Annotated in this window: 15 protein-coding genes; 8 read left to right on the forward strand and 7 right to left on the reverse strand. The window is 71.5% G+C overall.

The annotated features are described in order from the left end of the window. Positions 1-103: 103 nt before the first annotated feature. From hpxO to uraD, 3 genes are all read right to left on the reverse strand, one after another. Positions 104-1,297 carry an FAD-dependent urate hydroxylase HpxO gene (gene hpxO / locus MSA03_RS05415; protein ID WP_028497142.1) on the reverse strand — a complete coding sequence of 398 codons (1,194 nt, stop codon included), beginning with the start codon at positions 1,295-1,297 and terminating at the stop codon, positions 104-106. Positions 1,298-1,360: 63 nt separating this feature from the next. After that, positions 1,361-1,681 (reverse strand): hydroxyisourate hydrolase, encoded by a 321-nt coding sequence (uraH, locus tag MSA03_RS05420; RefSeq protein ID WP_028497143.1) that lies wholly within the window; start codon positions 1,679-1,681, stop codon positions 1,361-1,363. A 1-nt stretch (position 1,682) separates the two neighbouring features. Beyond that, the gene (gene uraD, locus MSA03_RS05425; RefSeq protein WP_147049933.1) at positions 1,683-2,180 is read right to left on the reverse strand and encodes a 2-oxo-4-hydroxy-4-carboxy-5-ureidoimidazoline decarboxylase; all 498 of its coding nucleotides are present in this window, start codon (positions 2,178-2,180) and stop codon (positions 1,683-1,685) included. 38 nt (positions 2,181-2,218) lie between these two features. On the opposite strand from uraD, the gene MSA03_RS14630 reads away from it, so the two are divergent. Next, on the forward strand, positions 2,219-2,347 hold the full coding sequence (locus MSA03_RS14630; protein WP_261798687.1) for a hypothetical protein: 129 nt from the start codon (positions 2,219-2,221) through the stop codon (positions 2,345-2,347). 21 nt (positions 2,348-2,368) lie between these two features. Here the strand turns inward: MSA03_RS14630 and MSA03_RS05430 are convergent, their stop codons facing one another. From MSA03_RS05430 to MSA03_RS05440, 3 genes are read right to left on the reverse strand one after another with little or no spacing between them, the layout of a single operon-like run. Beyond that, positions 2,369-3,157 carry an ABC transporter ATP-binding protein gene (locus MSA03_RS05430; protein WP_028497145.1) on the reverse strand — a complete coding sequence of 263 codons (789 nt, stop codon included), beginning with the start codon at positions 3,155-3,157 and terminating at the stop codon, positions 2,369-2,371. Positions 3,158-3,171: 14 nt separating this feature from the next. Further along, positions 3,172-4,038 (reverse strand): ABC transporter permease, encoded by an 867-nt coding sequence (locus MSA03_RS05435; RefSeq protein WP_051526407.1) that lies wholly within the window; start codon positions 4,036-4,038, stop codon positions 3,172-3,174. 53 nt (positions 4,039-4,091) lie between these two features. After that, entirely contained in the window at positions 4,092-5,048 is a 957-nt protein-coding gene (locus MSA03_RS05440) for an ABC transporter substrate-binding protein (protein WP_028497146.1), read from the reverse strand. A 191-nt stretch (positions 5,049-5,239) separates the two neighbouring features. On the opposite strand from MSA03_RS05440, the gene MSA03_RS05445 reads away from it, so the two are divergent. The 6 genes from MSA03_RS05445 (at position 5,240) to MSA03_RS05470 (ending at position 12,681) form a co-directional block, all read left to right on the forward strand. After that, on the forward strand, positions 5,240-5,860 hold the full coding sequence (locus tag MSA03_RS05445) for a helix-turn-helix domain-containing protein (protein WP_036273144.1): 621 nt from the start codon (positions 5,240-5,242) through the stop codon (positions 5,858-5,860). 88 nt (positions 5,861-5,948) lie between these two features. Next, on the forward strand, positions 5,949-7,322 hold the full coding sequence (gene allB, locus MSA03_RS05450; protein WP_197018636.1) for an allantoinase AllB: 1,374 nt from the start codon (positions 5,949-5,951) through the stop codon (positions 7,320-7,322). After that, positions 7,319-8,404 (forward strand): acetamidase/formamidase family protein, encoded by a 1,086-nt coding sequence (locus MSA03_RS05455; RefSeq protein ID WP_028497148.1) that lies wholly within the window; start codon positions 7,319-7,321, stop codon positions 8,402-8,404. The genes allB and MSA03_RS05455 overlap by 4 nt, the downstream gene beginning before the upstream one ends. Positions 8,405-8,510: 106 nt before the next feature. Then, positions 8,511-10,085 carry an AtzH-like domain-containing protein gene (locus MSA03_RS05460; protein WP_147049934.1) on the forward strand — a complete coding sequence of 525 codons (1,575 nt, stop codon included), beginning with the start codon at positions 8,511-8,513 and terminating at the stop codon, positions 10,083-10,085. Continuing rightward, positions 10,082-11,344, forward strand: coding sequence for a pyridoxal-phosphate-dependent aminotransferase family protein (locus tag MSA03_RS05465; RefSeq protein WP_051526401.1), 1,263 nt, complete (start codon positions 10,082-10,084; stop codon positions 11,342-11,344). The genes MSA03_RS05460 and MSA03_RS05465 overlap by 4 nt, the downstream gene beginning before the upstream one ends. Then, on the forward strand, positions 11,341-12,681 hold the full coding sequence (locus tag MSA03_RS05470; protein ID WP_028497151.1) for a Zn-dependent hydrolase: 1,341 nt from the start codon (positions 11,341-11,343) through the stop codon (positions 12,679-12,681). Before MSA03_RS05465 ends, MSA03_RS05470 begins: the two co-directional genes overlap by 4 nt. 63 nt (positions 12,682-12,744) lie before the next feature. Here the strand turns inward: MSA03_RS05470 and MSA03_RS05475 are convergent, their stop codons facing one another. Then, positions 12,745-13,362, reverse strand: a complete 618-nt coding sequence (locus MSA03_RS05475) for an LOG family protein (protein ID WP_028497152.1) — start codon at positions 13,360-13,362, stop codon at positions 12,745-12,747. 93 nt (positions 13,363-13,455) lie between these two features. Here MSA03_RS05475 and MSA03_RS05480 point away from each other — a divergent pair, with 93 nt between their 5' ends. Continuing rightward, positions 13,456-14,823: an amidohydrolase family protein gene (locus MSA03_RS05480; protein WP_028497153.1), complete on the forward strand. Its 1,368-nt coding sequence runs from the start codon at positions 13,456-13,458 to the stop codon at positions 14,821-14,823. Positions 14,824-14,872: the final 49 nt, after the last annotated feature.

Consider the following 14,872-nt stretch of genomic DNA (forward strand, 5'->3'; position numbering starts at 1 on the left):
CGACCCGCGTTCATCCGTCCCTCGGGGTCGCTTCCGCGCACGCGTAGCGGTACGACGGGCCGGATGAACGGATGCGGGCCGAGCACCGCCCGCGCCCCGCGGCTCAGACCGCGCGCAACCCGCCGCCGAGGTCGACGGGGGTGCCGTCGATGTTGCCCACGATCCCGCGGATGATGCCAACACCGTCGGCGCCGCGCAGGCTCTCGTACCAGGCCTCGGTGGCGTCCACGTCGAACGCGTGCGTCTCGTAGCCGCGCTTGCGCGCCCGCAGCACGAGGTCGCCCGCGCGCTCCGCGCGCATCTGCTCGTACCGCTTCAGGGTGTCTTCGACGCTCACGGTGTTCGTCGCGAACGCGATGCCGAGCGCGAAGGCATCCTCGAGCGCCGAGCACGCGCCCTGCCCGATGTCGGGCGCCGTGTTGTGCGCCGCATCGCCGAGGATCGCGACGCGCCCTTTCGCCCACGTCGAAAACGGCGTGATGTCCCAGATCTCGACGCGATTGAGGGATGCCTCGGGATCGATGGCATCCACCAGTGCCTGCACGCCGGGAGCCCACCCGTCGAACGCCGCACGCAGCGGTGCGACGCCGTCGGCGCGGTCGTACTCGAGCCCCGCCGGCTGCGGCACGTCGAACCAGAAGTAGAACCGGTCGCCCGCGACGGGCATGACCGCCGCGCGCTTGCCGTCGGCGACGTAGGTCGTCCACGCGGTGGCGCGGCCGACTGCGGCATCCGTCGGAATCAGCCCGTTGAAGTTGGTGTACCCGGAGTACTCGCGCACGATCTCGGGTGCGCCCTCGGGCTGCACGTAGTCGCGCGTGATCGAGCGAGCGCCGTCGGCGCCGATCAGCAGGTCGCCCGTGTCGGTCGTGCCGTCGGCGAACGTCACCGTGACCTTCGTGCCGTCATCGGCGATGCCGACCACCTGGCGCCCGAGGTGGATGCGATCCATGCCGACGCGTTCCATCAGCAGCGCTTGCAAGTCGGCGCGGGCGACGGGGTAGGGCTTCTGCCCTGCCATCGCCGTGACCGGGGCGAGCGAGAAGTCGCACATCGTCTCACCGGTGTGTCCCTCGAGGTAGACCATGTCGGCCATGTCGCCGCCGAGGGCGGCGACTTCGGCGCCGACGCCGAGCCAGTTGAGCACCTTGACGCCGTTGGACCACAGCGACAGCGCCGCGCCGACCGGCTTGTTCTCACGCATCCGGTCGTAGATGACGACCTCGTGTCCGAGTCGTGCGAGCGCGATCCCCGCGCTCGTCCCGCCGATGCCCGCGCCCACGATGATGACCTTCACATCCGCAGGCTACGGAGGCTGTGTCACCGTCAGGTTTCGTCGCGCTACCGGGGCGTTACGCCGTCACGACCCGCGATACGTCGAGTACGCGAACGGGCTCAGCAGCAACGGCACGTGGTAGTGCGGACGGTCTGCGACGGTGAACGCGACCGTCACCGACGGGTAGAAGGTCTCGACTCCCTGCGCCGCGAAGTACGGCCTGGTGTCGAACCTCAGCGAGTAGTCGCCCGGCTCCAGCACGTCCGGACCGAGCGCGAGCCGCCCGTCGGCGTCGGTCTGTCCCGACGCGACGGCGACGCCGTCGGGTCCCGCCAGGGTCACCGCGACGCCCGTCGCCGGCACACCCGCGGTCGCGTCGAGGATGTGGGTCGTCAGGTGGCTCATGTCAGTCCTCCAGGCTTGAGCGCAGGCGCAGCAGCGCGATCTGGCGCAGCTGATCGCGCGCCTCGGCGGCCTCCGCGGCGTCGTCGTTGCCCAGGCGGCGGCGCACTTCGGCGAGCATCTCTTCGGCACTGCGGCCCGCGGCGCGGATCAGGAACACGCGCCCGAACCGGGCCTCGTAGTCGGCGTTGGCCTGTGCCATGGCATCCGTCGCCGACACGGATGCCGTCGCCATCGCCGCCTGCTCGCGGGTGCTCGCTGCGGCTTCCGCCCCCGACCCCGCGGGCTTCTGCCCGATGCGCGGGTGGTGAGCGAGCGCGGCATCCAGGTCGGCGTCGCTCCAGCGTCGGGCAAGCGCGTCGGCGCGCGCGGCAGCCTCGCCGACCGAGGCGTACGGACGTGCTGCGACGACCGCGTCGACCCACGTGGGTACCGCCGCCCACACCGCGACCGTCGCCGTGGCCGTCTCGCGGTCGGTGGCGTTGAACTCGTCGAGTCTCATGCACCGACCGTATCGCCGCGGCGTTTCGGCCCCGTAACGTGCGCTCAGCGCCCCGGGTCGACGGTGTCGCGTCGGCTGTGGGCCTCGCGACCGCGATGGTGCGGATGGGGCTGAAGACGAGCAAGCGCAGCGAGTACGTGAGCCCGCCCCGCCTCGTCGCTGTGTGAGGCGCTGCCCCGCGGCCGGGGTCACGCGTGATCGCCTGCGCCGTGCACCAGGTCGGAGATCTCGCGCTTGTACGCGTTGAACGCGGGGGTCGTGACATCCCGCGGCTCGGGCAGGTCGATCGGCACGATGCGCGCGATGTGCCCGGGCACGCCGTGCGAGGCCCCACCGGTCATCACCACCACGCGGTCGGCGAGGAACACGGCCTCTTCGATCGAGTGCGTGACGAAGACGACGGTTGTGCGGGTCTCGAGGTGGATGCGCTTGAGCTCGGCCTGCAGGTCCGAGCGGGTCAGCGCATCCAGCGCGCCGAACGGCTCATCCATCAGCAGCACGCTCGGCTCGTTCGCGAGGACGCGGGCGATCGCGACCCGCTGCTGCATGCCGCCGGACAGCTCGCCCGGGTACCGGTCGGCGAAGCGGCTGAGCCCGACGGTCTCGGTGAACCGGTCCGCAAGCTCGCGCACACGTGCGCGCGGCAGGCGCCGCCGTTTCGGGCCGTAGGCGATGTTCTCGCGCACCGTGAGCCAGGGGAACAGCCCGTAGTCCTGGAAGACGACCCCGCGGTCCGGACCGGGGGCGGTCACGGGCCGCCCGCCGACGGTGACGCTGCCGCTCGTGGCGGGCTCGAATCCGGCGAGGATGCGCAGCACGGTGCTCTTGCCGCAGCCGGATGCGCCGACGACGGCGATGAACTCGCCCGCCGCGATGTCGATGTCGACGTCGGCGACGGCCTGCACGCCGGCCCATTCCGGACCGTAGCGCTTGCCGAGATCCTGCAGGACGACGTCGGCGGTGGTCAGATCGGTCATGTGCTGTGCTCCCGTCACTTCACCAGGGGGCGCCCGCGCGTGAGCAGGCGGAAGACTCCGACGAGGATGCGGTCGGAGAGGAAGCCGGCGAGGCCGATCACGATCATGCCGACGACGATCATGTCGGTGCGCACGACGTCGCGGGCGAGGATGATCGCAGAGCCGAGGCCGACGTTGACGCCGACGCTCTCGCCGAGCACGAGCACGACCCAGGCGAGCCCGAGCCCGACGCGCATTCCGTTGATGACGGCTGCCGCCGAGGCGGGCACGACGATCTGGCCGAGGATCTCCCACCGCCTGGCGCCGAGCATCTGCCCGGCCTCGATGAGCCGACCCGGGACCTCTTTGGATCCGCTGATCGCGCCGAGCACGATCGGGAAGAACGACGAGAGGGCGATCAGGAAGATCGTCGCCTGGTCGCCCCAGCCGATGAGGAGGCCGACGAGGGGCACCCACGCCGTCGCCGGAATCGGCCGGAACAGGTTGATGAACGGATCGAACATCGCGTCCATCTTGTAGTAGCGGCCCATCAGGATGCCGAGGGGGATGGCCAGCACCGACGCGATGAGGAAGCCGATGAGCACCCGCAGCGACGACGCCCCGAGGTTGACCCACAGGTCGCCGGAGAAGGCGTCGTCGTGGATGCCCCCGAATGCGTAGTCCCACAGCGACGCGACGACGTCGCCGGGGGCGGGCAGGTACCCCATCCGGATGCCGATGAGGGGAATCTCCCACGCCTGGTCGCGCCCGACCTGCCACAAGACGAGGAACAGGAACGGGATCGGGATCCCGAGGAGGATCCGCGTGAGGAGTGCGCGCTGATTGGGTCGTTGCGCGGGAGGGCGTCGGCGCACGGGTCGCGCCGTCGTCTGCGTGGCCATGCGGCCGCCCTTCTGGCGTGCGGGGGAGGCCGCAGCCGCCCCCGCACGCGCGATCACGAGGTGAAGGAGGTGTCCACGATGTCGTCGCCCGTGGGCGTCGTGGTGATGAGCCCGATCGAGGCCATCGCCTCGGCGAGGGCGGAGAGCTGTCCGACGTACTCGTCGGACAGATCCGAGCGCAGCCAGAAGTTCGCCAGCGCCGACGTGAACACGTCCTCGTCACCGCCGAACTCCTCGACCATGCCGGGCAGCCACTCCTCGATGTTGTCGGCCATGTAGGCGGTCGTCGCGGCGTGCGTGTCGACGACTTTCTGCACGAGCTCGGGGTTCTCCTCGATGAGCTTGCCGGTGGTGACCAGGCCGATGTTGACCTTGCCGATGGGCGTCGAGTACGGATCGACGACCTCGGTGCCGCCCGCGTTCTTCGCGATCGAGACGCCGATCTCGACGCCCATGAACGCGTCGATGTCGCCCGCGATGAACGCCGACGCCATCTCGGGCACGGGGATCACCGAGAGCTCGAAGTCCTCGGGGGTGAGGCCGGCCTCATCGATCAGCAGGCGGAGGGCGACCTCCTGGGCCGAACCCTGGACGATGCCGATCTTCTTGCCGACGAGCTCGTCGAGGCTCGACTCGCCGTTGCCGATGAAGCCGGATCCGCCGTCGGCGGCGCTCGCGATGATCTTGAGGTCGCGGCCCTGCGCGATGGAGGAGATCGTCGGGGTGACACCCGAGATGGCGAAGTCGATCGACCCCGACACGAGCGCGTCGGACAGGGCGGGCGTCGTGTCGAGCGTGACGACCTCGAACTTCACACCGTCGACGGCGTGGTCGTCGTAGAGGAACGGCTGGTAGAAGTGCGGCTGGCCGCGCAGGGTGCCGATCTTGACGGTGACGGTCTCGGCGGCATCCGACGACGCGGGTGTCGTGTCACCCGAGCTGCAGGCGGACAGGATGAGGACGGATGCCACGGCCAGCGCGGCGGCGATGCGAGGACGGAATCGTGCCATGTGAAGGACTCCCGGGTTCGGTCCGCCGTCGACACGGCCGACGGACGGTGCGAGGTACTGTGTGGCCCCAGTAAAGCGAGCGCGGTCGCGCTCGCCATGAAGGCGGTGTAACGGTTGTGTTAAGTCATGACTGAACACGCGCGGAGTCGGTCGCGCATACGATGGGTCGCGCACGAGGACCGGAGGATGCCGTGGAAGAGAGCCCCCTGCCCGCACAGATCGGTGCGCGACTGCGTCGGCTGCGGACGGCCTCGGGCCGCTCCCTCGCGTCGGTCGCACAGCAGCTCGGCATCTCGTCGAGCGCGCTGTCGCAGATCGAGACGGGCACGATGCGTCCCTCGGTCAACCGGCTCGTCGAGCTCGTCGCCGTGCTGGGCGCTCCCGTGTCGGCGATCTTCGATGATCTCGATCTGTTCGCACCCGACCTCGATCACGCCGCAGGTGACGTCGCCGAGCCCGTCCCGGGGGTCCTCGTCACGCAACCGGGCGAGGCTGCCCCCGCACAGCTGGACCAGGGCGTCGTCTACCGGCGGCTGTCGCCGGCGCCTCTTCCCGGCGTGGACTTCTTCGAGTCGATCTACCCGCCTGGCTCCGCGTCGAGCGCCGACGGTGCGATGCTCGTGCATGACGGCCTCGAGTCGGGCTACGTGCGCTCGGGCGAGCTCACGTTCGAGTTCACGGAAGGCGCCGTGCGGCTCGGCGCAGGGGGGTCGCTCTCGTTCGCCGCGTCGCGGCCGCACCGCGTCGTCAATCAGACGGCGGAGGTGGCCTCGGCGATCTGGCTGACGATCCTCCCGGCGTGCGGCGTCTGAACCCCGCGGCGTTTCACACGCCCGTTACGTGGGGGTAATCGCTCGCGTCACGTTAAGCAATAGCTTTAGAAGCGTGAAGACCGGTGAAGTGCAGGTGGATGCCGCGGAGCTCGTGATCCGTGCGGAGCGCGCGTGGATCGACGGTGCGTTCCGCCCGGCCGAGGTCGTCGTGCGCGGCGGCGTCATCGCGGACGTCCGGGTGCCCCACGGTGCCCCGCGCGGCGCCGTCGAAGTGCCCGAGGACGCGGCCCTCGTCCCCGGTCTCGTCGACTCGCACGTGCACGTCAACGAACCCGGCCGCACCGAATGGGAGGGCTTCCGGTCGGCGACCCTCGCCGCGGCCGCGGGCGGCGTCACGACCCTCGTCGACATGCCGCTCAACTCGATCCCGCCGACGACGACGACCGAGGCCCTCGAGATCAAGCGGGCGGCGGCCGCGGCATCCGCCTATGTCGACATCGGGTTCTGGGGCGGCGCCGTCCCCGAGAACCTCGGTGCGCTCGGGCCGGTCCACGACGCCGGGGTGTACGGGTTCAAGTGCTTCCTCGCACCGAGCGGCGTCGACGAGTTCGGCCACCTCGATCGCGCCCAGCTCGACCGGGCGATGGCCGAGGTCGCGTCGATCGGCTCGCGCCTGATCGTCCATGCGGAAGACCCCGACCTCCTTTCCGGTGACGGGTCGCTCGGGCGCGGCTACGCCGCCTTCCTCGCGTCGCGCCCGCCGGCGAGCGAGGAGGCCGCGATCGACGCCGTCATCGCCGCCGCGCGGCGTCACGGCGCACGCGCCCACATCCTGCACTTGAGCGACGCCCGGGCTCTGCCCGCGATCGCCGCGGCGAAGGCCGACGGGGTCGACCTCACCGTCGAGACCTGCCCGCACTACCTGACGATCACCGCCGAGGAGATCCCCGACGGCGCGAGCGAGTTCAAGTGCTGCCCGCCGATCCGCGAAGCAGGCAATCAGGACCTGTTGTGGCAGGGCATCCTCCACGGAACGATCGACGCGATCGTGAGCGACCACTCGCCCTCCACCGTCGACCTCAAGCGCTCGGGGAACGGCGACTTCGGTCTCGCGTGGGGCGGCATCGCCGGCCTGCAGGTGGGGCTCTCGGCCGTCTGGACCGAGGCGCGCCGCCGCGGCATCCCGCTCGACACCCTCCTGCCGCTGTTCACGACCGGTCCCGCGCGCGTCGCGGGGCTGACGGGCGTCGGCGAGATCGTCGTCGGCGCGCCCGCGCACCTCGCGGTGTTCGGCCTCGACGACACCCTGCGCATCGAGGCGCGCGCCCTGCAGCACCGCAACCCCATCTCGGCCTACGACGGCAAGGTCCTCACCGGACGCGTGCGCCGCACGTGGCTGCGCGGGCAGAGTGTGTACGACGCGAGCGAAGGCGGCGCCGGCGAGGCGCCGTGGCTGAGGCGCTCACCGGCGGGCCGCCTCCTGTCGAGAGGAACGGCGTGAGCGAGATCCTGCAGCCCGGAGTCGGGCCCATCCCCGGCGACCACTACGTCGCCGCGTCGCCGCAGACGGTGCTGTGGGGGAGGTTGCCGTGCGAGACGGATGCCCCGGTGCTGGCCGTTCCGGCCGGGGCGACCGTCACGTTCGACACCGTCAGCCACGAAGGCATCCTGCCTGATCAGGGGCAGGATCCGTTCGCCTACTTCACGGGACACGGGGTCGCGCCCGAGGCCGTGCTCACCGACGCGATCGAGATCGCGGCATCCGTCCCCCGCGACGCCGCCGCGGACGGGCCGCACGTCGTCACGGGTCCCGTCTTCGTTGAGGGAGCCGAGCCCGGCGACCTGCTCAAGATCACGGTCGTCGATCTCGCACCGCGCGTGCCGTACGGCGTCATCTCGAACCGGCACGGCAAGGGGGCCCTGCCCGGCACGCTGCCGCGCGGCCCCGAGAACGTCAGCGTCTTCACGCCGGTGGCCGGCGGCGCGGGACGCCTGCCGCTCGTCGAGGGTGGCGAGCGCGTCGTGGGCTTTCCGCTCGCGCCGTTCCTCGGCACGATGGGCGTCGCCGTAGCGGGTCCGGAGCGCCCGCACTCGGTGCCCCCCGGGTCGCACGGCGGCAACATCGACATCAACCTTCTCGTGGAGGGCACGGTCCTGTACCTGCCCGTGCAGGTGCCGGGCGCCCTCGCCTACGTCGGCGACCCGCACTTCGCGCAGGGCGACGGCGAAGTAGCCCTGACGGCGCTCGAGGCATCCCTGCGCGCGACGCTGCGCTTCGAGGTCGTGCCGCGCGCCGAGGCGCTCGCCGCCTTCGGCGAGATCACCGGCCCCCTCGTGCGGACGGGCGAGTACCTCGTGCCGACGGGCCTCGACCCCGACCTCAACGAGGCGATGCGCAAGGCCGTGCGCGCGGCGCTCGACCTGCTCGCGGGCCGGTACGGCATGGCCGAGCACCTCGCCTACGCGTACCTGTCGGCGGCCACCGACTTCGACATCTCGCAGGTCGTCGACATCGTGTGCGGCGTGCACGCCCGCATCCGCGAGGCCGACTTCGCCGGCGTCGAGACGGCGGGTGACGCGTGAGCGCGGCGCATAACTCAGGCTGTTCGGGGCTCAAGCCGGGGTTTCGACGTCCGCGGGCGGGGTTCTGCCTGAGTTGTGCGCCCGCGTCGGCGGAGAGGGGTGACGCATGACCGAGATCCCCGCCGACCTGCGCGCGGCTTTCGACGCGTACGAGGCCGCGATCCTCGCGAACGACATCGATGCGCTGGATGCCGCGTTCGCGCCCGGCGCCGAAACGATGCGCGGCGACGGTGCGGGCCTGCTCGTCGGGCACGACACGATCAGCGCGTTCCGCGGCGTGCGCGGCGGGGTTCCGCCCCGGACGATCGAGCGCATCGAGTACCGCCCGCTGGCAGACGACGTCGCGCTGCTCGTGTCGGTCTCGCGCTTCCGCGGTGGTGGCACGGGACTGCAGACGCAGGTCTGGGAGCGCCTCGACGGGCGCTGGCTCATCACGGCCGCCCACGTCACGCCGCGCGCGCAGGCGCTCGACCGGTCGGTCTGGCGATCGGTCGGTGACCCGCTGTTCCAGGGCGCGTGGGAGGGCCCGCTCGAAGGCCTCACCGTCGCCGTCAAGGACCTCTTCGCGATCAAGGGCTACCGCATCGGCGCGGGCAACCCCACCTACCTCGACTCGGCGCGCGCCGAGACGACGACGGCTCCCGCCGTCGCCGACCTGCTCCGCGGCGGCGCGTCGCTGCGCGGCATCGCCCGCACCGACGAGTTCGCGTACTCGATCGCGGGCGACAACGCGCACTACGGCACCCCGCCCAACGGAGCCCTCCCGGGGGCCCTGCCCGGCGGCTCGTCGAGCGGACCGGCGACCGCCGTCGCGACGGGCCAGGCCGACATCGGCCTCGCGACCGACACCGCCGGATCCGTGCGCGTGCCCGCGTCGTACCAGAGGCTGTGGGGTCTGCGCACGACGCACGGCCTCGTGCCGCGGCAGGGCCTACTCCCGCTCGCGCAGAGCTTCGACACCGTCGGCTGGCTCACGCGCGACGGCGCGACCCTGCAGCGCGTCGCGGACTGGTGCCTCAGCTACGACGGGTCGGACTCGACCGAGTCGGTCTTCGGTGAGTCCGGCGCCGACCTGCCGTGGCGCTTCGTCATCCCGGCCGAGGCGCTGGATGCCGCAGATGCCGCCACGCGCGCCGCGTTCGAGGCCTTCGTCGCGGCATCCGCTCTGCCGGTCGAGACCGCCTCGATCGGCGACCTCGACGACTACCTCGTGCCGTTCCGCACGGTGCAGGGCGCGGAGGCCTGGCGCAACAACGGCGACTGGCTGCGCGCGCACCCGGGCGCCACGGGACCGGCCGTCGCCGAGCGGTTCCGTGCGGCCGCCGCCGTCACGGCCGCCGACGAGGCCGCAGCCCGCACCGCCATCGCCCCGTTGCGCGCGCGGCTGATCGACCTCGTGACGGATGCCGTCCTGATCCTGCCGACCGCGCCCGGCCCTGCCCCCGCGCGCACGGCCGGCGGCGCGGGCATCGACGCCGTGCGCCAGGCGACGCTGCGGCTCACGACCCCCGCCGCCGTCGCCGGGTTGCCCGCCCTGTCGGTGCCGCTGCTCACGGTCGCCTCGCCCCTCGGCCCCGCACCCGTCGGCGTCTGCCTCGTCGCGCGCGCCGGAACTGACATCGCCCTCGTGCGCCAGGGCCTCGCCCTGCACGCCCTCACCACCGGAACGGAAGCACCATGACCACCGTCATCCCCGGCCCCGCTATCCCCGGCCCTGCGATCCCCGGCCCGGTGGACCCGCCCGCACGCCTGCTGATGGGCCCTGGCCCCATCTCGGCCTACCCCAGCGTCCTGCGCGCGATGTCGGCACCGCTCGTCGGGCAGTACGACCCGTTCATGACGACCGCGATGGCCGAGACGCAGGAACTCTACCGACGCGTCTGGAACACCGCGAACGACGCGACCCTGCTCATCGACGGAACGAGCCGCGCCGGCATCGAGGCCGCCATCGTCTCGCTCGTGCGACCCGGCGATCGTGTGCTCGTGCCCGTTTTCGGGCGGTTCGGGCACCTGCTCGCCGAGATCGCCGAGCGCGCGCAGGCCGAGGTGCACACGATCGAGACTGAATGGGGGCAGGTGTTCCCGGCATCCGTCATCGAAGAGGCGATCATCCGCGTGAAGCCGACGCTGCTCGCCCTCGTGCAGGGCGACACCTCGACCACGATGAACCAGCCGCTCGAGGACATCGGCTCGATCTGCGCCCGCCATGGGGTCCTGTTCTACTCCGACGCGACCGCGTCGCTCGGCGGCAACGCGTTCGATGCGGATGCGTGGGGACTGGATGCCGCGACCGCCGGCCTGCAGAAGTGTCTCGGTGGGCCGTCGGGCTCGTCGCCGATCACGCTGTCTGAGCGCGCCGTCGACGTCATCCGCTCGCGCGGGCGTGTCGAAGCGGGCATCCGCGAGGCGGGCGACGTCGCGGCATCCGACTTCGTGCTCTCGAACTACTTCGACCTCGGCATGATCCTCGACTACTGGGGGCCGCGGCGGCTCAACCACCACACCGAGGCGACGAGCATGCTGTACGCGGCGCGCGAGTGCGCGCGCGTGCTGCTGCTCGAGGGGCGTGACGACGTCATCGCCCGGCACGAGCTCGCCGGCCGCGCGATGCTCGCGGGCGTGCGGGGCCTCGGCCTCGGCGTCTTCGGCGACGTCGCGCACAAGATGAACAACGTCGTCGCCGTCGAGATCCCCGAGGGCGTGCCGGGGGATGCCGCGCGTTCGGCCCTGCTGGAGGACTTCGGCATCGAGATCGGCACCTCGTTCGGACCCCTGCACGGACGCGTCTGGCGCGTCGGGACGATGGGCTACAACGCCCGCAAGGACGCCGTGCTCACGACGCTCGCGGCGCTCGAGGCCGTGTTGCGGCGGTTCGGGGCATCCGTGCCCGCGGGCGGCGGTGTCGAGGCCGCCGCTGACGTCTACGCGGGGGCCGCGTGAGCGCTGCGCCTCGCCTGCTCACCGCGTCGCCGGATGCCGTCGCGGCAGCAGCGCGCCGCGTCATGGCGCGCTGCGACGAGCTCGCCCGCGTCACCGCGACGCCCGGGCGCATCGAGCGCGTCTACCTCTCGCCCGAGCACGCCCGCGTCAACCGTCTCGCCGCCGAGTGGATGCGCGAGGTCGGCATGCGCACGTGGCAGGATGCCGCCGGCAACCAGGTCGGGCGGATCGAGGCGGCCGGTGGTCGAGTGCCGTCGCGCAGCGACGGTGTATCGAGACCATCCGACACCCCCGCACTGCTGCTCGGATCGCACCTCGACACCGTCATCGACGCGGGCCGGTTCGACGGCATCGCGGGCGTGCTCATCGCGCTTGAGGTCGTGCGGCTGCTGCGGGTTCCGACCGACACCGGCTGGGCCGTGCCGCTGCCGTTCCCGATCGAGGTCGTCGCCTTCTCGGACGAAGAGGGCACCCGGTTCGGCAAGGCGCTGCTGGGTTCGTCGGCTGTCGCCGGTTCGTGGAACGACGCGTGGTGGACGCTGACGGATGCCGACGGCGTGAGCCTGCGGCAGGCGTTCCTCGAGTTCGGTCTCGACCCCGCGCGGATCGGAGAGGCGGCCCGCCGCCCCGATGAGCTCGTCGCGTACCTCGAGGCCCACATCGAGCAGGGCCCCGCGCTCGACCGCGCCGGCGAACCCCTCGCAGTCGTGTCATCGATCGCGTCGGCACGCCGGTTCCAGCTCGTCGTCGAGGGTGAGGCGCGGCACGCCGGCGGCACCCCCTACGACATGCGCCGCGATGCCCTGCTGGGCGCAAGCGAAGCGGCACTCGCCGTCGAGCGCGTCTGCGCGGCGGAGCACCACATCATCGGCACGGTGGGCCGGTTCGAGGCCTTTCCCGGCGCCGTCAACGTGATCCCCGGCGAGGTGCGGTTCTCGCTCGATCTGCGCGGCGAGTTCGACGGCGAACGCGACCGCGTGTGGGACGTGCTCTCGCGCGACCTCGACGAGATCATGGGCCGCCGCGGACTGCGCTGGTCAGCCCGCGAGGTGCACAGCGCCCCGGCGGTGTTCTGCGCGCCCCTGCTGCAGGATGTCGTGGCCGCCGGCATCCGTGCAACCCTGCCCGTGCGCTCCGACGCGGCGCCCGTGCTGTTCAGCCCGGCCGGCCACGACGGCATGGCGCTCGGTGCGATCACCGACGTGGGGATGCTGTTCCTGCGCAATCCCGACGGCATCAGCCATCACCCCGACGAATTCGTGTCGGCGGGCGATGTGGCTTACGGCATCCGCGCCCTCGCCGAGTCGATCCTGCACCTCGCCGCCGAGCCGCGCTGACCCTCCGCGCTGCGCTGACCCACCGCTCCGCGCCGCGCTGACCCTCCGCGCCGCGCCGCCGTGTCAGGGCCGCACGGGCAGCGACAGCGCGCCGGTCATCTCGGCGCCGGGGGATGCCTCGCTGTGCGCCGGCGGTACGTAGTCGCGCAACCGCGCGAGGGCCTCGTCGGCCTCGGTCGCCACGACGAGCATGTCGGTGTAGCGCGGGTGGGTGAAGCCGCGGTCGCGCATGTTCGCGACGAACGCGAGCAGCGGATCGAAGTAGCCGTCGATGTTGAGCAGGCCGACGGGCTTGGTGTGGATGCCCAGCTGCGCCCACGTCCACTGCTCGGTGAGCTCCTCGAGCGTGCCCGGCCCGCCGGGCAGCGCCAGGAACGCGTCGGCCCGGTCGGCCATCATCATCTTGCGCTCGTGCATCGTGTCGACGATGACGAGCTCGGCGATGTTGTGGTTGACGGCCTCGCGCGCCTGCAGTGCGCGCGGGATGACGCCCGTGACGTGCGCGCCGGCTGCCACCGCGGCATCCGCCACCGTGCCCATGAGCCCGACGTGTCCGCCGCCGTAGACGAGGTTCATGCCGGCGCGACCGATCGCGGTGCCGACCGCGCGGGCGGCGTCGACGTAGATCGGGTCGAACCCCGGCGAGGATCCGCAGAAGACCGTGACTGTGAACCGTTCCATGGATAGACGCTAGAACCCGCGTGTTTCCGGGGCGTGCCTGCGTGTTTCCAGGCCGTGACAGCGCGGAAACATCGCCCGGATACCGTGACGAGCATGTCTCTTCTGGTCACCCACGCGCGTCTCATCACGATCCCCGCCGGCACCGCCGACCCCGGGTACATCGAAGACGGCTGGATGCTGATCGAAGACGGCCGCATCGCCGCGATCGGGTCGGGGACGCCGGATGCCGCGGCCGACGAGACCCTCGACGTCGCGGGCGCCTTCGTCGCGCCCGGCTTCGTCTCGAGCCATTCGCACCTGTTCACGAGCGGCCTGCGCGGCCTCGGCGTCGCCGACACGCTCTACGGCTGGTGCGACGCGATGCTCGGCACGACCGCGCACATGACGCCCGAGCAGCTGTACTGGTCGACGCTGCACGGGTCGCTCGACTTCCTGTCCAACGGCGTCACGACGGCGTACAACTTCACCGACCCGCTGCAGGCGTGGGAGTCGATGGTCGACGGCAAGCGCACGGGCACCGCGGGCATCCGCGGACTCGAGTACCACTACCGGCAGGCTGACGGGACGCTCGATGCGGGCATCCGCTTCGTGGATGCCTCGGGCATGGACGTCACGGTCGGCAGCTCCGACGAGGTTTTCGACCGCTTCGCCGCCGAGGTCGCGCACACCCGAGCGATGGACGCCGACTTCGCCCTCGGCTCGTCGATCATGGGCCAGGTGCAGTGGTCGCCGCATCCTGAGGCCGCCGAGTTCGAGGTCGAGGCGATGCGTCGCTACGGCGTGACGAACCAGGCGCACTTCCTCGAGTCGCCCGAGGCGGTCGAGCACCAGCAGTCCAAGTTCGCGCTGTATCGGGATGCCGGGGCCCTCGGCCTCGGGCTCATGTTCGGCCATTTCATCCAGACGACCCCCGAGATCATCGCCGAGTCGGTCTCAGGCGGTGCGTCGATGTCGTGGCAGCCGGCATCCAACGGTCGCCTCGCATCGGGCGTCGCGCTGGTACCCGAAATGCTCGAGATGGGCATGAAGGTAGGTGTCGGGCTCGATGATCAGGCGTGCACCGACGTGAGTGACCCGTGGCAGAACATGCGCATGGGCATCTACATGCAGCGGGCACGCACGAAGGATCCTTTGTCGATGATGCCCGAGCTCATGCTGCGCCTGCACACTCTCGGCGGAGCCGAGATCATGGGCGTCGACGACCGCGTCGGATCGCTCGAGGTGGGCAAGTTCGCCGACTTCGTCGTCGTCGACCCGCGGATGCCGGATGTCGGGCCGCTGTGGCATCCCGTCCGCTCGTACGTGCTCGCGATGAGTCCCCGCAACCTCAAGGCCGTCTACGTCGGCGGCCGCCTCGTGAGCGAGAATGGGGTGTCGACCAACCCGCTGGCCGCCGAGGCGTCGGCGAAGGTGCACGAGCTGCCGGCATCCGTCATCCCGCTGCGCGGCCACCCCCACTGAGTGGCCCGCGGCGCGGCATCCGTCCGCCGCGCGGCTTCCAGCCCCGCCC

It is taken from the genome of Microbacterium saccharophilum (genome assembly GCF_007992455.1).
GTDB classification, from domain to species: domain Bacteria; phylum Actinomycetota; class Actinomycetes; order Actinomycetales; family Microbacteriaceae; genus Microbacterium; species Microbacterium saccharophilum.